The following is a 21367-nucleotide window of genomic DNA, read 5'->3' as shown; positions in this document are numbered from 1 at the left end:
TATTTATTATTACATGCTGGCTCAGCTTGCTGATTGATACCAGGCAATAACACGGATGTGTTAACACATTGAACTCACCTCAAAAGCAATACGAAGTGCTTACTTAAAGGATGTAAAGGAGTATGCATTGCTAGCCTACTTTAGCCGACGATTATTACTCATCATTCCTACTTTTATTGGCGTTACCCTGATGGTCTTTGCGTTAACTCGCTTTGTCCCGGGCGGCCCGGTGGAGCGGATGATTTCACAGATGCAGTCACAGGCAGTTGACGGCGGTGCCGGAAGCCAACAGGGTTCCCAATCACTGTCGGAAGAACAGATTGCCGAGTTAAATGCCTTTTATGGCTTAGATAAGCCCATCTTTGAGGCCTACCAAGAATGGCTGGGCAAACTCGTCCAGCTCGACCTGGGCGAATCGACCCGTTACTACGAACCGGTATGGGACATGATAAAGGAACGACTTCCGGTATCGATGTTCTATGGCTTTTGGACCTTCTTAATCAGCTACCTTGTTTCGATCCCGCTTGGGATCCTCAAAGCGATGAAGCATGGCTCCAAGTTCGACAACATCAGCTCGGTACTGGTCTTTGTTGGCTATGCCCTGCCCAACTATGTCGTCGGGGTTTTCTTAATATCCCTGTTTGCCTTCCAGATGGACTGGTTTCCGATGGGCGGCTTCGTCAGCGACGAGTTTGATGATCTGCTCTGGACCGAACAAGTTGCCGATTTGTTCTCCCATGCCATATTGCCCCTCATCTGTTACATCATCGGTGACTTTGCCATTTTGACCATGACGATGAAAAACAATCTGCTGGAAAGCTTAGCAGCCGACTATGTCAAAACAGCCATCGCCAAAGGCCTGCCATTTAAGCAAGCCGTACGCAAGCACGCACTGCGCAATAGCCTGATCCCAATTGCCAGCCACCTGGGTAATGTCGTGTCCGTATTTGTGGCTGGTTCATTCCTAATCGAAGTGGTCTTCAATATCGACGGCATCGGCCTGCTCGGATACGAATCGATTATTGAACGGGACTATCCTGTCGTTATGGGCATCCTGGCGATGTCATCGTTGCTCTTAATGTTCGGCAATATCCTCTCGGATATGTGCGTGGCAATGGTTGACCCTCGGGTTAAGTTTGGAAGCTAACAGCATGCAGTTAAACCCATTAACAAAAAAGAAAATCACTCGCTTCCGCTCAATCAAGCGAAGCTACTATTCCTTTGTGATCCTCGCTAGCCTAGTTCTACTTTCTTGTATTGCAGAAGTCTTCGTCAACAGTAAGGCTCTGATGGTCTCTTACAACGGTAATTGGTACTTTCCTACTTATTCGAAGGTCAAAACAGGTGACATGTTTGGTTTGGACTACGGTTATGAAGTGGACTATCGACAGCTGGAAATAGAGTTTTCCAAACAGGAGGAAGGCAACTGGGTATTCATGCCAATCGTCCCTTGGAATCCATATGAGCAAGACTTTGATGGCGTAAATTATCCGCCCAACCCACCATCCCTTGAAACAAAACATTATATGGGCACCGACACATCGGGTCGTGATGTACTGGCCCGTCTGATCTATGGATTTCGTATTGCCATCTGGTTTGCGCTGCTGACCTTGACCCTCTGCTACACCATTGGTGTATTGATTGGATCGCTGATGGGATATCTTGGCGGTAAATTTGACCTTGTGATGCAGCGAGTGATTGAAATCTGGTCCATGGTACCTTTTCTCTACGTCATCATGATCATGGTATCCATCATTCAACCCAGCTTCTTCCTGTTTGTGTTCATCAACGTGATGTTTGGCTGGATCAGCATCACCTGGTATATGCGAACCATGACCTACAAGGAAAAAGCGCGGGATTATGTGATGGCGGCCAAGGCTCAGGGTGCCAGTATCTGGCGCGTGATCATTAAGCATATTTTACCCAACACCATGGTTATGATCGTCACCTTGGCTCCCTTCAGTATCGTCGCCAATATTACCACCCTGACAGCGCTGGATTACTTAGGGCTAGGCCTCATGCCACCAACGCCCAGCTGGGGGGATCTATTGCAGCAAGGTAAGTCCAATATGGATGCCTACTGGATCATCAGTTCGGTGGTCTTTGCCATCGTCTCGGTTCTGACCATGGTGACCTTTATTGGCGAGGGTGTTCGAGAAGCGTTCGATCCCAAGAAGTATACCCGCTATATCTAACCACAAGAAATAACGGATAGGCGATAGCAAGGCCGCCATCGCGAATCAAGAAGTCTGGAGTGATAATGAAAAAAATCTTAATAACGACCCTATTAACGGCCATTAGCATGCTATTTCAAGGGGGAGCGCTGGCTGCTGAACTTCCTTCGGGGTTAACCTGGATTTCAAACACCGAGCAGCCGTTATTTGCAGATAAAAACGCCAAATCGGGCGGAACCTACCGACTGCATATAGCAAGCTTTCCGTTGACGCTGAGGACAATTGGCCCCGACTCTAACGGAAGCTTTAGGGCTTTCTTGCTCGACGGTAATCCGGCCCTGCTTCAGCAGCAACCGAACACCCGCGAGTACATTCCTGCCATTGCAAAGCAATGGGCATTTGGTGATGACCATAAAACCCTATTCTTTAAAATAGACGAAGATGCCCGCTGGTCGGATGGCACGCCCATTACCAGCCAGGACTTCTCCTTTGTGTTTGACTACATGAGAAGCGATCATGTTAAAGCGCCTTGGTACAAAGACTTCTATACCAACAAGATCGCAGGGATCACCGTCTACGATAAACATACCTTTGCTCTCCACTCTGCCGATCAGCTTTCCAATGACGAATTGCTCATGCGGCTGAACATTATGCCCAAGCCGACCCACTTCTATGCCAATGGGATCCCAAAAGATTTCGTGAAGCGCTACAACTGGAAAGCAGAGCCGGTAACAGGCCCCTATAAGGTAGGTAAAGTAAGAAAAGGCAAATCCATCCAGTTGGTTAAGGTCAAAGACTGGTGGGGCTACAAAAACCCTTACTATCAGCATCGCTATAACGTCAATAAGATCATAATTAAAGTGATCCGCGATACCGACATTGCGATCAAATACTTCGAGAAAGGGGAGCTTGATGCTTTCTATATGGTCTTCCCCTCTGTTTGGCATGATAAAGCCAAAGGAAAGCTATACGACCAAGGCTACATCCACAAAGCCTGGCTTTATAACAAATACCCGCAGGGAGCGGCCGGTGTTTGGTTAAACCTCGATGCGCCTCATATGGATGATGAGAATATTCGCCATGGCATCGCCCACTCACTCAATGTACAGAAAATGATCGATGTGGCATTGCGCGGTGATTATGTCCGACTACAAGGCTTCGGTTCGGGCTATGGCCAATATGATAACCCGGAAATCCAAGCCAAAACGTTCGATCCACAACTCGCCTCACGCTATTTCGAACAGGCCGGTTACAAGCAACTTGATGATAACGGGATCCGAATTAACAACCAAGGCGAAAAACTTGCCATTACCCTAACTTACTTGTCCAAGATGCACACCGCTAGGGTGATCGTCCTCAAAGAGGAGGCGCGTAAAACAGGCCTGGATATCGAACTTAAACTCGTCGACGGCGCAACTGGGTTCAAGGCGCTGCTCGAGAAAAAACACCAAGCCGCCTTCCTGGGAATGGGGAGCGGTCAGCTACCAGTCTACTGGCAATACTTCCACTCATCCAATGCCCAGCCACAGTCCAACAACTTTACCAATTTTGCCGGTCAAAAAATGGATCAGCTGATAAACGCCTATGATTCTGAGTTTACTATTGAAAAGAAAGCGAGCCTTTCGCGTCAGATCCAGCGTCTCATTTCCGATTGTGACTGCGTGATCCCGACCTACTCTGTCCCATTCTCTCGCGGGGCCTACTGGCGTTATGTGAAACTGCCCGAAGGACTGGGTACCGAACTATCACGCGATATCCTCGATGCCAAGAGTATGGAATATGGTCTGTTCTGGATTGACATCGATGAGAAAGCACAAACCAAGCAAGCACTGAGAGCGGGCAAAACATTTCCGCCTGTTACCATCATCGATAAACGCTATATCCAAGGATAAGGAAAACGTCGTCCTATGAGCAGCACAAATGACAATATCCTGACCATTACCGATTTAGAGACAACCTTTACTACTGACGAAGGCGATATCAAGGTACTTGATGGCGTCTCGTTCAGTGTCTCTAAAGGAAAAACCATCGGTGTGGTCGGGGAATCCGGTTGCGGGAAAAGTGTCACCGCCGCTTCAATCATGGGGCTGCTGCCCCACCCTTATGGAAAAGTGACAGGCGGCAGCATCACTTACAAGGGAAGCGATCTCGTTCGTATGGCACCGGAAGAGCTATACAAAACCCGCGGCGAGCAGATCTCAATGATTTTCCAAGACCCAATGACCGCCCTGAATCCGGTACATACTGTCGGCAGGCAGCTATGTGAAGTGTACGAACTGCACCGCCCTGAATACTCCAAGAGCAAACGCAAACAGGCCGCCATAGATATGCTCCATCGTGTTGGTATTCCAGCAGCAAAACAACGATTTAATGTCTACCCTCATGAATTATCCGGGGGAATGAGGCAAAGGGTTATGATCGCGATGGCATTGGCATGCAAGCCTGACATCCTCATTGCCGACGAGCCGACCACTGCCCTCGATGTTACGGTACAGGCGCAAATTCTTAAGTTAATGCGCTCAGTTCAATCCGACAACGATATGGGGATCATTTTTATCACCCATGATCTGGGTGTCGTAGCCGAAACCTGTGACGAAGTCGTCGTTATGTACGCTGGGCGCGTCGTAGAACAGGCTGATGTCTATACCCTCTTTGAGTCACCAAAACATCCCTATACCCAAGGCTTACTCCGCTCAATCCCACGACTGGAAGGCGAGCCTAAAACAAAGTTAGATACAATTCAGGGATCGGTCCCTACCCTAAGAGAAATGCCATCCGGATGTCGATTTAGAAATCGCTGCCATTATCAAACCCAACGTTGCGGTGATGCCGTTCCCACACCGCAAGAAGTCTCTCCAATGCATTATGTTAGCTGCTTTATGATGGATGAAATCAATCATGTCTAAAACGATTCTTAAATTAGTCGATCTTAAACAGCATTATAAGGTACGTGGTTCATTGTTTAGCAAGACCAAATACGTCTATGCCGTTGACGGCATCTCACTGGAAGTCAAAGCTGGCGAAACCTTGGGACTTGTGGGTGAATCGGGTTGCGGGAAAAGTTCAGTAGGACGGACACTGCTAAAACTTCATGAGCCAACCTCCGGGCAGATCATTTACAATGGGCAGGATATAACCCAGTACAAAGCATCTGAAATGGTTTCCTTGCGCAAGGAAATGCAAATCATCTTTCAGGATCCAATGGAAAGCCTGAACAGCCGACATACCATTGGCACGATTCTCGAAGAACCCTACGAAATTCACGGTATCGGGATGCCCGATGAGCGCCGGGAATGGGCAAAAGATCTACTCCGCAAAGTAGGACTGCCTGAATCCGCCATTGATCGCTATCCTCACGAGTTTTCTGGAGGACAGCGTCAACGGATCGGTATCGCCAGAGCAATTGCCCTCACCCCAAAACTGATCGTGTGTGATGAAGCGGTGTCTGCTCTGGATGTCTCTGTCCAGTCGCAGATCGTCAACCTATTGTTACAATTGCAACATCAGATGAATCTGGCACTGATCTTTATTGCACATGACCTCTCTGTGGTTCGTCATATCTCTGACCGGATTGCCGTGATGTATTTAGGTCGAATTGTTGAACTCAGTGATACCCAAGAGTTATTCGCACGCCCCAAGCATCCTTATACCCAAGCACTTATCTCAGCGATTCCGATCCCTGACCCACGCCAACGAGGCAAACAATTCGTGCTAGAGGGCGATGTGCCGTCACCTATGAACCCACCGAAAGGGTGCCACTTTGCTTCCCGTTGTGCCCATGCACAGGATAAGTGCACTCAAGCCTACCCAGAGCTAATCGAAAAAGCTGACAGACATCTAGTCGCCTGCCACCACACCTGCTAACCATGGCTACAGGGGGATGAGTTATGCCCCCTGCTCTTCAAACTGAACAATTGTCTTTCGAATATCCTGCAAGAATGAATTTGGGAGCGCACTAATTCCATCAGAAAACGTTAAAGGCTGGTGATGGGTAACGAATAGCAGCACATTACGAAGCAGCTCCTCTCCCGTTGCCTCACTTTGCATGTTCTCGCTATGGTATTTAAGAACCTCTTTAGCAAGGAGCTTATTCAGGCTTTCCAGCTGATCCTCTTTAAGGTACATACGAGAGAAGCCAACCCGAACACAATTAGGATTTTCCAGAGCCTGCTCTTTGAGGATATCCTTGTACTTCTCACTCAACTTTGAATCATCAGAAAAACGATAGTAATAAGGTCCATTCAGCTGGATCTTGTTATCTTCGGCAAGCTTCACCAAGCCAAGCATTTCTAGCGCACGCAAATAGGCATAGGTCGAGGTTTTATCTAGGCCATATTTTTTTCGCATGTAGTCATAACTATCCTGATTCCGTAAATGGCGCAGTTCTCGATAAAAATCATATAGCTGCGGAAAAAGGTAAAAGACTTCATCTTGCGTATGGCTAAAAAAACTATCATTATCATGCTGAAGTTTGATAGCCAGCTTCTGCAACTCATCCAGAGAGGCATCCGCTTCCTGACAGTAATCCAACAACTTTTCGAGGGTAATATTCGGACTATATAAATGACGCTTGAACGTAGACAAAGGAACACCCAACCTATCTGCGAGCTCTCTATAGGTAAGTCCCTTAGCTTTAATTATGCTTCTCAATGCCGCCAGTAAATACTCAGGATTTGCTGCTCGCATACTACCTTTACTCCTGTATCGTTATTCTACTATCCTGTTATTAGTAAATGATGTGCTGTGTTTAGCAAGCGTATTCTTTTATTTTTTTCTAATGGATACTTTTTTGTCTAAATTTAAGGCTGACAACAAGCGATTTTAAATATCTTAGAAACAACAAAGCCTCAACCGAAGTTGAGGCTTGTCGTATGAAATATGGTGCCCGAGAACCGTCACTTCCCAAGGAAGCGGGTTTTCGATATGGCTTGTCAGCGCCAATGGCACATAAAAGACAGGATATCGACCGGAACGGCCATAGAAAAAGGGCTTAAACTCGCTTTTCACTGGTTGATGACAAGAAGAAAAGCGAACCTAAGTTTTTGATCGTGCTAGAAACAACAAAGCCCCGACAAAAAGTCGAGGCTTTATCATTTTATCTGGTGCCCGAGGCCGGACTTGAACCGGCACGTCTTGCGACAACGGATTTTGAATCCGTCGTGTATACCAATTTCACCACTCGGGCAGATGCGGCTCATTATACGTATACAAGATTGATGCGCAAGCATTTCTTTCATCCAAACCGCCACTCGCTGCATTTTCAATCAAGGTGACAACTTATCGCTCAAACATGTCACGTTTTCATAGTTCAAGTCGCCACCGTCTGTGGTTACACCTACGATAACGCCACAATAAACGCCCCATTAAACCAGTACACGGGCTAAATAACTCTTTCACCCTTGCGAATCCGCAGTTCTGGCTCAAAATGACGATTAACGCTAATGATCTCTTTTTTTATCTGGTTTTTCAGCACTTCAACGGCAACGCGAGCCATATCGCTGATGGGAAAGTGCACCGCAGATACTGTCGGATAAAAACTTGCACACAAATCGACACTATCAAAGCTAATTAGTGATATCTGTTTTGGTACTTCGATATTATGTTCATGGAAAAACTGTAAAGCACCGCCAATCATATCCTCATTACAAGAAAACAATGCCGTCATATCGGGGTGATCTTGATAAAGTTTCTGTGCCGCAAGGTAGCCGCTTTCCCGTCCATAGTTACCTTCAAAACTTAAGGTCGGTTCAATGGCCATTTCTGCGTCTTTCAGTGCATTTATATACCCTTGGTAACGCTGCCTGCTATTGGTACGACTGAGTGGACCCGATATACATCCAATTTCCCTGTGTCCTAGCTTGATCAGATGACTGACGGCCATGTGCCCGGCAAGTGAATGATCAAACGTAATACACCTGGATTCCAAACCTTCGACAAAACGATCTAACAAAACAAAAGGAGTCGGTTCCAGAGCCAGTTCCCGCAATTCATCATCACTAAGATAACGACTGTTAAGAACATACCCATCACAACGGAGATCATGAAATCGACAAATAGCTTCACGTTCACCATCTGCACTGTGACGTCCCTGAGCGGTAATCAGAAACTTCTTATGCAAATCAAGTTCAGACTGAACTTGATCCATCATTTCACCGAAAAAACCACCCGTATAGTTAGTAACCAACAGACCAATCATATTGGACGAAGCCGTTGCAAGAGAACGCGCTATAGCACTGGGACGATAATTCAGCTCAGCCATTGCTTGTTCGACTTTTCTTTTAGTATCCGCTCTGAATTTACCTTCACCATTAATTATTCTTGATACTGTCGAACGGTTAACACCAGCTAAAAGAGCAACGTCTTTGATTCTTGCCATAACCTTTGCGTCTTACCTCTGATGATTAATTGAGAGGGATTATAACAACTCGTTAGCCAGCCCTCGACTATAGTGGATACCAGCGTCAGCAGAAAGACATCGACGGCGTAATGTTGAATAAACACCATATACCCAAGTGATCTCAATATACTTAGGTATAGTTATAGCAAGCTGCCAGTTATTCGCAATGGTAAATCAGGGGGAATTGCGTCACTGGCAGCTGCTATTCTTTTAGCGCCAAATAAAACAAAGGCGCTAGATACTGAAAGTCACCGTAAAAATAACACCATTACAGTATGTGATTTTTGATCTTTGACTTTTTTAAAATATCATCATGCATTAGATAATATAGAGAAGTCACAGACTTCAACACCTTGCCTTTCTAAGGCTTCATGCAAGTGTCCATCCGTTAATACAGCCAACTCTTTTGCCCTTAAAACATTGTAACTACTAACATCTAATAATGGTTGGTCAATATAAGCAGGATGACACATTATTTCTAATACATCACAGCGATGTTTATGCTTTTTTATCATATCTAAGAGTTTATCGACACTAATATCATCACCATAAAAATCATTGCTGAATATATATCGACAATCGTTCGATGTAACACCATATTTACCGCATTCTCTTAATGGCACTTTATAAAAACGAGCTAGCTCTTGTACCACAGGTAATATTTGAGGGTGAGTATGAGCATGGTGATGACTATCAATGTGGCTTAAGCTTAGCCCTGAAGCAAGAAAATGCTCAACTTGCGCGGTGACTTCATCAGCAATCTGTTGTTCAGAAAAATCTCTTCTGTGCCAGAAATTTTCTTTTACAAGAAATTGGCCACTGTCGCATGTCAAGGAGTGGGCAGCAGTGAGCGGCGCTCCTGCTGTAAATCGCAAATGCAAGCCCAGCTTAAGTGAAGCCGCAGAGGAAGCCAGATCAATCGCATGTTTTTCAGCCGCCATACTCACCATGAGAGTTGTTGAACGTACCACCCCTGACTGGCTGGCAGCGACGATCCCCAAATTAACGCCAGGAGTCAAACCAAAATCATCCGCATTAAAAATAACATGCATACCATCACCTAAATTTATAAAAATCGGCTTCCTTGCCGTTCAATATTTCCTATCCAATTTAATTTTTAACCATTGAACTGTGGTAAGTAGTCATGATTAATTCGCAATATGTCATCCAATATGGCTTTAGCTCGTTTAATATCCGGCACCAGGGGATTATTCGCCAACGCCATCAACCCTTTGTCATAATCACCATGCACTGCAGCCTCAACCGTCAGTTGTTCATAAGCTTTGACCTGATGAATCAAACCGCTCACCTCTGGACTTAAGTGTCCGACAGCTAAAGGCCGTGCGCCCCAACTACCGATGACTGCGCTACACTCAATCACTACATCATCAGGCAGGCTCGCAATGGTGCCGTTATTGCGCACATTAACCACATTAACCGTATTAAGGTTGTTGTAGATGGCATCAACCAAGTTAAGTGATGCATCGGAATAATAGGCACCGCCGCGCTTCTCAAGTTGTTCAGGCTTTCGATCAAGATTAGTATCCTGATAAAGCTCAAACAGCTCTCGTTCTGTTTCCATTACCTGTTCCGCTCGCGTTCCTCCGCTTTGTGCTGCTTCCTTTTCTTCAGCGAGCATGGCGGCAGTTTGATAAAAATAGCGATGATATGGGCACGGAATCGCACCTAAGGCTTTCAAGAAAGCCGGATCCCAGGGCTCTTCAAAGATATTTTTCATGCTGAAGTTTGCCCCATCACCCACTTTTTCGAGCACTTCCGCAGTAATATCCTTGCCATCTAACCAGACTCGATGAGCCCACACCAAATGGTTCAATCCCGCACATTCCAAAGATAAATCATCCGGTGAGCAATTCATCATCTCTGCAATCATCATCTTCATTGAGACTGGCACATTACACAGACCAATGGCTTTAACCTTGGTGTATTTCTGTACCGCTTCTGTCACCAGACCGGCCGGATTGGTAAAATTAAGCAGCCAAGCATTCGGTGCAAGCTCTTCAATATCTTTGCAAATATCAAGGATCACCGGGATCGTACGAAGTGCTTTTGCAAAACCGCCAGGACCTGTCGTCTCTTGGCCTATCACGTCATACTTTAGTGGAATACGCTCATCATTTGCTCGAGCCTGCAATCCGCCGACACGGAACTGAGTCATAACAAAATCAGCATCTTCTATCGCTGCACGGCGATCCAACGACGCCTTAATGGTAATGTCGGCGCCAACCTTTTCAACCATACGCCGCGCCAACGCTTCGATAATATCCAGCTTTTTCTGGCCCAGTTCGATATCAACAAAATGGATTTCTTTTACAGGCAAGCGGTCAAGTCTTTTCAATACACCTTCCACCAGTTCGGGCGTGTAGCTACTGCCGCCCCCGATAATGGCCAGTTTTAATGGTGATTTAGTCATAATCCAATCCTTTTACTTATTTCCTTTGTAGTGCAGAGCAATCATTTCTGTTGCGAACTCATGGACACGAATGGATGTCAGCAAGTGCTCTTGCGTATAAGCCATTACCCGAGTCTTCTGCACCTTACCTTCTCATTATTCAGCTTCAATAAGCTGAATCTGGGTTATAGCAGAACGCTATAACCCACTGATTATTGCTATGCTGTTGCGGGGGCTGGTGCCTCTTCAGATCCTTGCTCTTTGCTCGCCGACTTACCTTCTTCCTCTAATAGTTGCTTCTCAAACATTTTGAAAAAAGGCAGGTAGATAAATAGATCCATCACAAGTAACGCGATAACAAGTAAGACCGGAGACAGGGTCCAACCAGATCCCCAAGAAGCACCAAGAAGGGCTGGCGCCGTCCATGCTGTCTGTGAGATCCCCATTCCGACTATGCCCATATGTACCGCGGTATAAGCAATAACTGCATTTAAAACAGGAGCAAAAACGAACGGAATAAACATTGTCGGGTTCAATACGAGTGGGCTACCGAAAATTACCGGTTCATTGATCTGAAAGAATCCTGGAACAAAACTCATACGTCCAAGGCTACGCAGGTGAACCGAACGGCTGAACATCATTAGGATCACTAGCGCCAACGTTGCACCCGACCCACCAATGAAGATATAGAAATCCCAGAAAGGCTGAGTGAAGACATTGGGAATAGGCTCACCCGCTAAATACGCAGCCTGGTTTGCCCCCATATTAGTTAAGAAAATAGGCGAGAGCAGACCGACGACGATGGCTGCGCCATGGATACCGGCAAACCACAATAGTTGACAGACTAACAGCGCACCAATGATGGCTGGCAATGTATTGGATGCACTGACCAAAGGCCTGAACATCTGCAACACCAAATCCGGGATCAACATATCGTATTGAGCTTGTACAAATAGACTCAAGGGGAAAAGCGTCAGGAAGACCACAACCACAGGGATCAGCATTTCAAAAGAACGAGCAATCGCCGGTGGCACTTGCTCAGGCAGCCTGATGGTAATATTGTACTTTTTCAAGATACGGAGCAATTCAACAGAAAAGAACGCACTAATAACGGCTGTGAAAATACCCGTACCAGACATGTGACCCATTGATAACGTATCATTTGTCGCCGGTGCCGATGCAACTAAAAAGGACATCAGCGATAGTGAGGCACAGGTAATTCCATCCATTTTATAAGCACGCGCCAGGCTGTATCCAATTCCCAATGACACAAAGATGGCCATTAAGCCCATCGTCATTTGAAAGGGCATCATAATGTTGTCAAAGTTAGCCGACGCAAAATCAAGCCAAGCCCGACCGAATGCATTTTGCGTATCTTCAGCAAATGGTGGAAAAGCTAACACCAAGGCAAAACTTCCAACAATAATAAATGGCATCGCAATAATAAAACCATCACGCATTGCACGAATATGTTTTTGATTACCAATTTTTACTGCAAGCGGTGCAATATTCCTTTCAACGATATTAATTATCGTATCATAGAGCTTCATAGAGCTAATCCTTTTGTTTAAGATAAAACATCACACTCCACACCCATTATGTAGAGATACACAATATTATTCATCGCAAATGTCAACCAAACAGATACAGGTTAATTAATGTTAAACTCAATATGAAAATAATATACGGCACTTATTTCAATACTTCATTTCACTATCATTCTTTAATTTCGTTACAGTTTATAACGAAGACAAAACAGTAACAAAATAAAAAAAGGCCCAAGCGCAACCGGTTGCACTTATCGTGAACAAGCTCTCAACTTAATAAGCAAATACTACAACATAGTTTCACTGCCACTGAATATAAGAGTTAAAACTGAATGTTGATTTTATAAGGCAAACAGAACAACAAAGTACCTCTGACAGTTTTCATTTTAACGTCATAGCGCACATTATTGACATGGTAATAATGTACGCTTGCATGGTTTCTTTGCAACTGACACCAAACCAAACATTCACGTTAAAAAAAATAATGTTAAACTGCTCACAGGTGCCGATTTTTGCTAATTGCTCAGATTCCGCAGATAAAAGCAATATCGGTAAACAAATACAGTCGCCATAGACCTTGTCATTTATCGGGCAGGCAAACTTACTTGGTGTAAAGATGAGAAAGAAAAAACAGCAGGACGTTAAGCTGGCGAAACAATACCCCGGCCTATTTCGCCGTCTAGGAGCTTGGGTGTACGACTCTCTGGTGGTAGCCGCTGTACTTATGCTCGCAGGGGGGGCAGCAATGGCCATTATGGCCTCCCTACTCCATTTCGGTATTATTGATCTTGGTGATTACGAAGATGTCAGCGCGTACCTGAGCAAACACCCTGTTGCCGGAATCATTTATCCCGCTTATCTCGCAACGGTAATGATTGGATTCTATGCTTACTTCTGGTGTAAAGGCGGGCAAACACTCGGCATGCGGGCCTGGAAGCTGCGCATCCAGAATGCAGATGGTTCAAATATTCGTTTGACTCAGGCTTTCATCCGTATGGGAACGTCTGCCTTTGGGTTAGGAAATCTATTAGCCCCCTTTCACAGTAAAAAACAATCATTCCAGGACTTAATGGCCGAGTGTGAAATGATTGTCACCGCCGTTAAATAATCGTGAGAATGTGGAACAGGTATAAAAAGAAGAAGGAGCCAGATGGCTCCTTCTTCTTTTTTTATAACTTACGCCGTAGCAAATAAAACGTAATCACAAGGAAGACCATACTTGGCCCCAAAGCACCAATAACCGGGTGTAATCGATACACCAGACTCATCGGGCCAAACACTTCATTCGAAATATAGAACGCAAAACCAAAAATTACTCCAGACAGAACGCGTGCGCCCATTGTCACGGAACGCAACGGCCCGAAGACAAATGACAGAGCTAACAGCATCATGACAGCAATCGAGATTGGCTGCAGCATCTTGCGCCAGAATGCCAACTCATAACGAGAGGCATCTTGCTTTGACTCTTTCAGGTACGACACATAATCATAAACGCCAGAGAGTGATAGCTCCTCAGGTTTTACCGTGACGACAGCTAACTTGTCAGGTGTTAATGAGGTTTTCCAGGCCAAGGTGTCATATTCTGTGTTGGTTTGCTTAACATCTGAAATAGCCGTGACCGTCACATCGGCAAGCTGCCAGCCTTGCTGCTCATCATAGGATGCTGACTTTGAAAACACCATTTGGTTAAGCTGATCTTGTTCATCAAACTGCCAGATATTAACTGCGTCGAGATGGCTCTTCTCATGGACACGGCCGATATAGATGAAGTCATTATCATCTTTTGCCCAAACCCCACGTTGAACTGACAGCATATTCCCCCCAGACGTCCACAAAGCACGAAGTTCGCGCGCTGACTTTTGTGCTTCTGGCGCCCCCCACTGACCTAGCGCCATCACGATAAGCATTAGAGGAACCGCCGTTTTCAATACTGACAAACCGATATCAAGTTTAGAGAAGCCTGCCGCCTGCATAACGACCAGCTCAGAGCTGGATGCCAGTGCGCCTAAACCGATCAATGCCCCCAGCAATACCGCCATCGGGAAAAACATTTCGATATCCCGAGGCACACTCAGCAATACATACATGAGCGCTTTCCATAAGTCGTAGGTTCCATCGCCCACTTTACGAAGCTGCTCTACATATTTGATAATGGCGGATAGCCCCACCAGCGTAGATAACGTTAAGGCGGTCGTCGCAATAATCGTTCGGCCAATGTACCAGTCTAAAATCTTAAACATTAACCGCGTCTCCGTAATTTATCTCTCAGCACCCTCAACGGCATGGTATCCCAGGCATTTAAAGCAATCGCAACTAACAACATCACACCATTGATTGCCCACAAACCGACAGACGAAGGCAACCCACCATCTTCCACGGAGGATTTAGCGGCGCTAATGGCCAGGAAGTATGCCAAGTATATTAATACCGCAGGAAACAGCTTGGCGAACCGTCCCTGCCGCGGGTTAACGGCCGACAACGGCACAACGACCATGGTTAACAGAGGAATACATAAGAATAATGAGACACGCCATTGAAACTCTGCTTTCGCCGCCAGATCCGGATGTTTGATGAGTTCAAGCGTCGGTAATGCATCCCAGTCACGATCTTTTTCGCGAACAGCACGCTGGCCGATGAGCGCTTGATAATCATCAAATTCAGTTATGGAATAATCAAGCCGGGTTGGGAATCCTTCATAACGGGTGCCTTCTTTCAGATCCAGGACCTGACGACCATCGTTCAACTCACTGACATAACCCCGATCGGCCACCATCACACTCGGGCGTAATGTATCGCGAGCAATCGGCTGTGCCACAAAGACCTTATGCAACTTAGAGCCACTGTCTGTGATGTCATTGACAAAGACGACGCCCCTGCCATCGGGTGCAGCCTGAAACTGACCTTTAACTAACAACTCCAGGCCAGAGTCCGCTTCCACGGCCTCCATGACCCGTGTTTCCTGCTCGGCACTCCAGGGGGCCAGCCACAAGGAGTTGAAAGCGGCAACAGAGCCCGTGAGCATCGCCAACCACAGCGCGGCCTGGATCAGAAACTTATTACCAATCCCCGTTGCGTTCATGACGGTGATTTCACTTTCGCCATACAAACGGCCAAAAGTCAGCAAAATGCCAATATATAGGCTGAGGGGCAGCATCAACAATGTCATTGACGGCATATACAGCCCCATCAATGTCAAAATCAGATCACCGGGAATTGATCCCTCTGTTGCAGAGGCCAGAATACGAATAAATTTTTGACTAATAAACACAAGAAAAAGCACAAAAAGAACCGAAAATTGGCTTTTTAATGTCTCACGTGTCAAATACCGAACAATAATCACGCTTTATATACCCATAGAAAACTTGTTTTTTTGCTGGAATCACTATAGTTTTTCGGTAAATCAGTTATTTTTTAATCTTTCGGCTAATTGTTAGCCTGCACTTTAATCTTATACCGATAGAGCGGTCCAGCAAGTAAGTGCGGTATTATCTAACATTTAGCTTTAATTGTCTTTAGTAGGATGTAGGAGTACGCATGGAGTTCAGTGTAAAAAGTGGCAGCCCCGAGAAACAGCGAAGTGCCTGTATTGTCGTCGGCGTCTTTGAACCACGTCGCCTTTCTCCAATAGCGGAACAACTGGATAAAATCAGTGATGGCTATATCAGCTCATTACTGCGTCGCGGCGACTTAGAAGGTAAGCCGGGGCAGATGCTGCTACTTCACCATGTGCCAAACGTATTATCTGAGCGTGTACTGTTGGTAGGGTGTGGTAAAGAACGTGAACTTGATGAACGCCAATATAAGCAAATCATCAAGAAAACCATCAGTACCCTGAATGAAACAGGTTCAATGGAAGCGGTATGCTTCCTGACCGAACTACATGTAAAAGGTCGCGATACTTACTGGAAAGTTCGCCAGGCAGTAGAAACAACCAAAGACAGCCTGTACACCTTCAATCAATTTAAGAGCAACAAACCAGAAACCCGTCGTCCACTGCGCAAGCTGGTCTTTAATGTGCCGACTCGCCGCGAGCTGTCTCTGGGCGAACGGGCGATTTCGCACGGTTTAGCTGTCGCTTCAGGTGTAAAAGCGAGTAAAGACTTAGGTAATATGCCACCTAACGTAGCAAACCCGGCTTACTTAGCTTCACAAGCACGCCGTCTGGCCGATGATTTTGATACTGTATCCACCAAAATCATTGGTGAGCAGGAAATGAAAGAGCTGGGTATGACATCCTACCTCGCCGTGGGTCAGGGCTCGAAAAACGAAGCCATGATGTCCGTCATAAAATACACCGGGAATCCAGATTCAACAGCCAAGCCGATTGTCTTAGTCGGTAAAGGCCTGACGTTCGATTCAGGTGGTATTTCAATCAAACCATCCGCACAGATGGATGAAATGAAGTACGACATGTGTGGTGCGGCATCAGTCTTTGGCGCGATGAAATCACTGGCGAAGCTAAACCTGCCAATCAATGTTGTCGGTATTCTGGCTGGCTGTGAAAACATGCCGGGCGGCAACGCTTACCGTCCGGGCGACATCATCACCACGATGTCGGGCAAAACGGTAGAAGTACTGAATACCGATGCTGAAGGTCGTTTGGTGCTGTGTGATGCGCTAACTTACGTTGAGCGCTTTGAACCAGAATGCGTTATTGATGTTGCGACCCTGACCGGAGCCTGTGTTGTAGCGCTGGGTAACCACATCAGCGGCTTGCTAGGTAACCATAATCCATTGGCTCATGAGCTGATCAATGCGTCGGAACAAGCCGGTGATCGTGCATGGCGCCTGCCAATGTCCGATGAATACCAAGAACAACTCGAAAGCCCATTTGCTGACATGGCAAATCTGGGTAGCCCCGGTGCCGGTACCATTACTGCGGGCTGCTTCTTGTCTCGTTTCACTAAGAAATATAACTGGGCACACCTGGATATTGCAGGTACAGCGTGGGTTGGCGGTAAAACCAAAGGTTCAACCGGACGCCCGGTTCCATTACTGGTCCAATTCCTGCTAAATCGTGCCGGACTTGAAAACGTCGAATAAGACAGAATACCGACTCGCATCATGATCTGAGTTGGTATAACGGGGCCGAATGGCCCCCCTTTCTTTATTGAGATAAAACACCATGACTCATGCTACTTTTTATATAATTGATGACAAACACCTCGAAGCTGATAGTGATTACCAGCTTCATTTTGCTTGTCACCAGGCAGCATTGAGTTACCAGCAAGGCAACAAAGTTTATCTGCTCGCTGAAAGTAAAAAACAGGCAGAACAGCTTGATGAGTACTTATGGCAACAGGAACCCGATAACTTCGTCCCCCACAATTTGATCGGTGAGGGGCCCAGGGGCGGTTCGCCTGTTGAGATTGGCTGGCCCGGTTTACGTCATAGCGGACGCCGTAGCTTGCTAATAAATTTGGCTCAAGATGCACCAAATTTTGCCGTAACCTTCCCACAAGTGATAGACTTCGTCCCTTGCGATGAAAAGCTCAAGCAGTTGGCTCGCGAACGCTATAAGGCATATCGCCTTGCTGGCATTCAATTGCAGACCGCCGCTGCCCCTGAGACGCCCTAATTCCCACATCGATCCTTCTAAGAGCGCTATGGAAAAGACATACAACCCACAATCAATTGAACAAGCGCTATATCAGCGCTGGGAAGAGGCTGGTTACTTCAAGCCTCACGGTGATACATCTAAAGATGCCTACAGCATCATGATCCCACCGCCAAACGTCACTGGTAGTTTGCACATGGGCCACGCGTTCCAGGATACCATTATGGATACCCTGATCCGCTGTGAGCGTATGAAAGGCAAAAACACCCTATGGCAAGTCGGTACTGACCACGCAGGTATCGCAACCCAGATGGTTGTGGAGCGTAAAATTGCTGCCGAAGAAGGCAAGACAAAGCACGACTACGGCCGTGATGCATTCATCGACAAAATCTGGGAATGGAAAGCTGAATCTGGTGGCACCATCACCAAGCAGCTTCGCCGCCTGGGTGCATCGGTTGACTGGGAGCGCGAGCGCTTCACGATGGATGACGGCCTGTCTAACGCAACTCAAGAAGTCTTCGTTCGTTTATACGAAGAAGATCTTATCTACCGTGGTAAGCGCCTGGTTAACTGGGATCCGAAGCTACACACGGCGATCTCCGATCTGGAAGTTGAAAACAAAGACAAAAAAGGCTTCATGTGGCACTTCCGCTACCCGCTGGCGGATGGCGTACAGACTGTTGACGGCAAAGATTACATCGTCGTCGCCACCACGCGCCCGGAAACCATGCTGGGCGATACTGGTGTGGCGGTTAACCCTGAAGATCCGCGTTACAAAGATCTGATTGGTAAAGAAATCCTGCTTCCAGTCGTTGATCGTCGTATCCCTATCGTGGGCGACGAACATGCCGACATGGAAAAAGGCACAGGTTGTGTGAAGATCACCCCTGCCCATGACTTTAACGATTACGAGGTTGGCAAGCGTCATAGCCTGCCAATGATCAACATCCTGACCTTCAATGCTGACATCCGTGACAGCGCTGAAGTCTTCACCACCAACGGTGAAGCAAGTGATGTATACAGCACTGAACTGCCAGAAAAATACCATGGCATGGAACGCTTTGCGGCACGTAAAGCAATCGTGGCAGAATTTGATGAGCTTGGCCTGCTAGAAGAAGTCAAAGATCACGACCTGACCGTCCCTTACGGTGACCGTGGCGGCGTGGTTATAGAACCAATGCTGACGGACCAATGGTATGTACGTACTGCCCCTCTAGCAGAGCCTGCTGTTAAAGCGGTTGAAAATGGCGATATCCAATTCGTACCTAAGCAATACGAAAACATGTACTTTGCTTGGATGCGCGATGTTCAAGACTGGTGTATTTCACGTCAGCTTTGGTGGGGTCACCGCATCCCGGCTTGGTATGACAACGATGGCAATGTCTATGTTGGCCGTACCGAAGAAGAAGTACGTGCAAACAACAACCTTGCACCAGTTGTCGTGTTGCGCCAGGACGACGATGTACTCGATACCTGGTTCTCTTCTGCACTGTGGACATTCGGCACCCAAGGCTGGCCGGAAAACACTGATGATCTGAAAACCTTCCACCCTTCAGATGTACTGGTATCAGGTTTCGATATTATCTTCTTCTGGGTTGCCCGCATGATCATGATGACCATGCACTTTATTAAAGATGAAAACGGCAAGCCACAGGTACCATTCAAAACTGTTTACATGACGGGTCTTATCCGCGATGAAAACGGCGACAAGATGTCGAAATCTAAGGGTAACGTACTTGACCCGATCGATATGATCGACGGTATTGGCCTTGAAGAGTTGGTTGAAAAGCGTTGTGGCAACATGATGCAGCCGAAACTGGCCGCGAAGATCGAGAAGAACACCCGCAAGACATTTGAAAACGGTATCGAACCGTACGGCACCGATGCGCTGCGTTTCACCCTTGCAGCAATGGCATCAACAGGCCGTGATATCAACTGGGATATGAAGCGCCTGGAAGGTTACCGTAACTTCTGTAACAAGCTATGGAACGCAAGCCGTTACGTACTGATGAATACCGAAGATCAAGACTGCGGTATGGCTGAAGGTGCTGAGCTTGAGTACTCCCTAGCTGACAAGTGGATCGAGTCTCAGTTTGAATTAGCAGCAAAAGACTTCAATACCCATATCGAAAACTACCGTTTAGATATGGCTGCGAATACCCTGTACGAATTCATCTGGAACCAATTCTGTGACTGGTACCTAGAGCTGACCAAACCGGTTCTTTGGAAAGGCTCAGAAGCGCAGCAACGTGCGACTCGCCATACCCTAATCACAGTGCTAGAGAAAACTCTGCGTCTTGCTCACCCAGTGCTTCCATACATCACTGAATCTATCTGGCAGAGCGTGAAGCCGCTGGTCGACGGTGTTGAGGGCGAAACCATCATGACTCAGGCACTGCCTCAGTTTGATGAAACAAACGTCAACGAAGCCGCGATTGCTGACATCGAGTGGGTAAAAGCGTTCATCACCAGCATCCGTAATCTGCGCGCCGAGTACGACATTGCGCCAAGCAAAGGCCTGGATGTAATGCTGAAAGTCGCTGACGACAAAGATGCCGCACGCATTGCAGCAAATGAAACCGTATTAGCTTCTCTGGCGAAACTGGACAGCATCAAAGTATTGGCTGCCGGCGAAGAGACTCCGGCTTGTGCTACGTCATTAGTGGGTAAGTCTACCCTGATGATCCCAATGGCGGGTCTGATCGACAAAGATGAAGAGCTAGCACGTCTAGATAAAGAATCGGCGAAGATCCAGGGCGAAATCAAGCGCATCGAAGGCAAGCTAGGTAATGCAGGTTTTGTTGCGAAAGCACCAGAAGCCGTTGTTGCCAAAGAGCGCGAGAAGCTTGACGGCTACAAAGAAACGCTGATTAAGCTGGAAGAGCAGAAAGCGACTATCGCTGCGCTGTAAGTACCTGTAGTAATGGGTTTCTAGTTTCGAGAATCGAGTACATCAGAGGGCTGACAAGAAATTGTCAGCCCTTTTTTTGTTTCAAAAATCACTTCGTCATACCAAGATTTTGCTTTTCCTAGTTACTCGTCTCTAGAAACTCGCAACTCGATCCCCATAGAACCTCAGGTCCATAGAACCGCTCTTCCCGCTCTTCCTAGCCACTCGTCTCTAGAAACTCGCAACTCGATCCCCACAGAACCTCAGGTCCATAGAACCGCTTTTTCCCGCTCTTCCTCGCCACTCGTCTCTAGAAACTCGCAACGAGATCGCCACAGAACCTCAGAACCATAGGGCCGATCTTCCCGCTCTTCCTCGCCAACAAAACTATC

At 46.7% G+C, this 21367-nt stretch carries 16 protein-coding genes and 1 tRNA gene; 9 read left to right on the top strand and 8 right to left on the bottom strand.

From position 1 onward, the window contains the following. The first annotated feature begins 127 nt into the window (after positions 1–127). From C9I89_RS18655 to C9I89_RS18635, 5 genes are all read left to right on the top strand, one after another. On the top strand, positions 128–1147 hold the full coding sequence (locus C9I89_RS18655; protein ID WP_107284827.1) for an ABC transporter permease subunit: 1020 nt from the start codon (positions 128–130) through the stop codon (positions 1145–1147). A gap of 4 nt (positions 1148–1151) precedes the next feature. After that, a complete protein-coding gene (locus tag C9I89_RS18650) occupies positions 1152–2195 on the top strand; it encodes an ABC transporter permease (protein ID WP_107284826.1) in 1044 nt (347 codons plus the stop codon). 65 nt (positions 2196–2260) lie between these two features. Further along, complete coding sequence (locus tag C9I89_RS18645) at positions 2261–4066, top strand: extracellular solute-binding protein (protein WP_107284825.1); 1806 nt, start codon at positions 2261–2263, stop codon at positions 4064–4066. A gap of 15 nt (positions 4067–4081) precedes the next feature. Next, positions 4082–5080, top strand: coding sequence for an ABC transporter ATP-binding protein (locus C9I89_RS18640; RefSeq protein ID WP_107284824.1), 999 nt, complete (start codon positions 4082–4084; stop codon positions 5078–5080). Then, positions 5073–6038, top strand: coding sequence for an ABC transporter ATP-binding protein (locus C9I89_RS18635; protein ID WP_107284823.1), 966 nt, complete (start codon positions 5073–5075; stop codon positions 6036–6038). The genes C9I89_RS18640 and C9I89_RS18635 overlap by 8 nt, the downstream gene beginning before the upstream one ends. A gap of 21 nt (positions 6039–6059) precedes the next feature. Here C9I89_RS18635 and C9I89_RS18630 read toward each other — a convergent pair whose 3' ends face one another. The 6 genes from C9I89_RS18630 to C9I89_RS18605 all read right to left on the bottom strand — a co-directional run bounded on the left by C9I89_RS18630 (position 6060) and on the right by C9I89_RS18605 (position 12531). Beyond that, positions 6060–6860, bottom strand: coding sequence for a helix-turn-helix domain-containing protein (locus C9I89_RS18630; RefSeq protein ID WP_107284822.1), 801 nt, complete (start codon positions 6858–6860; stop codon positions 6060–6062). A gap of 414 nt (positions 6861–7274) precedes the next feature. Further along, positions 7275–7359 (bottom strand) — tRNA-Leu (locus C9I89_RS18625). A gap of 195 nt (positions 7360–7554) precedes the next feature. After that, on the bottom strand, positions 7555–8550 hold the full coding sequence (locus C9I89_RS18620) for a LacI family DNA-binding transcriptional regulator (protein ID WP_107284821.1): 996 nt from the start codon (positions 8548–8550) through the stop codon (positions 7555–7557). 332 nt (positions 8551–8882) lie between these two features. Then, positions 8883–9623: a chitin disaccharide deacetylase gene (chbG, locus tag C9I89_RS18615; RefSeq protein ID WP_107284820.1), complete on the bottom strand. Its 741-nt coding sequence runs from the start codon at positions 9621–9623 to the stop codon at positions 8883–8885. Between the two features lie 65 nt (positions 9624–9688). Next, on the bottom strand, positions 9689–11002 hold the full coding sequence (locus tag C9I89_RS18610; RefSeq protein ID WP_107284819.1) for a 6-phospho-beta-glucosidase: 1314 nt from the start codon (positions 11000–11002) through the stop codon (positions 9689–9691). Positions 11003–11199: 197 nt separating this feature from the next. Next, complete coding sequence (locus C9I89_RS18605; RefSeq protein WP_170107738.1) at positions 11200–12531, bottom strand: PTS transporter subunit EIIC; 1332 nt, start codon at positions 12529–12531, stop codon at positions 11200–11202. 613 nt (positions 12532–13144) lie between these two features. Here C9I89_RS18605 and C9I89_RS18600 point away from each other — a divergent pair. Beyond that, positions 13145–13636 carry an RDD family protein gene (locus C9I89_RS18600; protein ID WP_107284817.1) on the top strand — a complete coding sequence of 164 codons (492 nt, stop codon included), beginning with the start codon at positions 13145–13147 and terminating at the stop codon, positions 13634–13636. Positions 13637–13697: 61 nt separating this feature from the next. On the opposite strand, the gene lptG is transcribed toward C9I89_RS18600, so the two are convergent. Together lptG and lptF are read right to left on the bottom strand one after the other, a co-directional pair. Further along, a complete protein-coding gene (gene lptG, locus C9I89_RS18595) occupies positions 13698–14768 on the bottom strand; it encodes an LPS export ABC transporter permease LptG (RefSeq protein WP_107284816.1) in 1071 nt (356 codons plus the stop codon). Then, on the bottom strand, positions 14768–15868 hold the full coding sequence (gene lptF / locus C9I89_RS18590) for an LPS export ABC transporter permease LptF (protein WP_107284815.1): 1101 nt from the start codon (positions 15866–15868) through the stop codon (positions 14768–14770). The genes lptG and lptF overlap by 1 nt, the downstream gene beginning before the upstream one ends. A gap of 194 nt (positions 15869–16062) precedes the next feature. Here lptF and pepA point away from each other — a divergent pair, with 194 nt between their 5' ends. The 3 genes from pepA to C9I89_RS18575 all read left to right on the top strand — a co-directional run bounded on the left by pepA (position 16063) and on the right by C9I89_RS18575 (position 20996). Continuing rightward, a complete protein-coding gene (gene pepA, locus C9I89_RS18585; RefSeq protein WP_107284814.1) occupies positions 16063–17571 on the top strand; it encodes a leucyl aminopeptidase in 1509 nt (502 codons plus the stop codon). 82 nt (positions 17572–17653) lie between these two features. Then, a complete protein-coding gene (locus C9I89_RS18580; protein WP_107284813.1) occupies positions 17654–18106 on the top strand; it encodes a DNA polymerase III subunit chi in 453 nt (150 codons plus the stop codon). Between the two features lie 28 nt (positions 18107–18134). After that, positions 18135–20996, top strand: a complete 2862-nt coding sequence (locus C9I89_RS18575) for a valine--tRNA ligase (RefSeq protein ID WP_107284812.1) — start codon at positions 18135–18137, stop codon at positions 20994–20996. The last annotated feature ends 371 nt before the right edge of the window (positions 20997–21367 follow it).

Source organism: Photobacterium lipolyticum (assembly GCF_003026475.1).
In the GTDB taxonomy this organism is placed as follows: domain Bacteria; phylum Pseudomonadota; class Gammaproteobacteria; order Enterobacterales; family Vibrionaceae; genus Photobacterium; species Photobacterium lipolyticum.
This window is presented reverse-complemented; position numbering and strand designations above follow the sequence as displayed.

What these genes read in the sequence shown, in the direction of transcription:
- C9I89_RS18650 (WP_107284826.1), top strand. Translation starts at nt 1,152, where the DNA reads ATGCAGTTAAACCCATTAACAAAAAAGAAAATCACTCGCTTCCGCTCA.
- C9I89_RS18645 (WP_107284825.1), top strand. Translation starts at nt 2,261, where the DNA reads ATGAAAAAAATCTTAATAACGACCCTATTAACGGCCATTAGCATGCTA.
- C9I89_RS18640 (WP_107284824.1), top strand. Translation starts at nt 4,082, where the DNA reads ATGAGCAGCACAAATGACAATATCCTGACCATTACCGATTTAGAGACA.
- C9I89_RS18635 (WP_107284823.1), top strand. Translation starts at nt 5,073, where the DNA reads ATGTCTAAAACGATTCTTAAATTAGTCGATCTTAAACAGCATTATAAG.
- C9I89_RS18630 (WP_107284822.1), bottom strand. Translation starts at nt 6,860, where the DNA reads ATGCGAGCAGCAAATCCTGAGTATTTACTGGCGGCATTGAGAAGCATA.
- C9I89_RS18620 (WP_107284821.1), bottom strand. Translation starts at nt 8,550, where the DNA reads ATGGCAAGAATCAAAGACGTTGCTCTTTTAGCTGGTGTTAACCGTTCG.
- chbG (WP_107284820.1), bottom strand. Translation starts at nt 9,623, where the DNA reads ATGCATGTTATTTTTAATGCGGATGATTTTGGTTTGACTCCTGGCGTT.
- C9I89_RS18610 (WP_107284819.1), bottom strand. Translation starts at nt 11,002, where the DNA reads ATGACTAAATCACCATTAAAACTGGCCATTATCGGGGGCGGCAGTAGC.
- C9I89_RS18605 (WP_170107738.1), bottom strand. Translation starts at nt 12,531, where the DNA reads ATGAAGCTCTATGATACGATAATTAATATCGTTGAAAGGAATATTGCA.
- C9I89_RS18600 (WP_107284817.1), top strand. Translation starts at nt 13,145, where the DNA reads ATGAGAAAGAAAAAACAGCAGGACGTTAAGCTGGCGAAACAATACCCC.
- lptG (WP_107284816.1), bottom strand. Translation starts at nt 14,768, where the DNA reads ATGTTTAAGATTTTAGACTGGTACATTGGCCGAACGATTATTGCGACG.
- pepA (WP_107284814.1), top strand. Translation starts at nt 16,063, where the DNA reads ATGGAGTTCAGTGTAAAAAGTGGCAGCCCCGAGAAACAGCGAAGTGCC.
- C9I89_RS18580 (WP_107284813.1), top strand. Translation starts at nt 17,654, where the DNA reads ATGACTCATGCTACTTTTTATATAATTGATGACAAACACCTCGAAGCT.
- C9I89_RS18575 (WP_107284812.1), top strand. Translation starts at nt 18,135, where the DNA reads ATGGAAAAGACATACAACCCACAATCAATTGAACAAGCGCTATATCAG.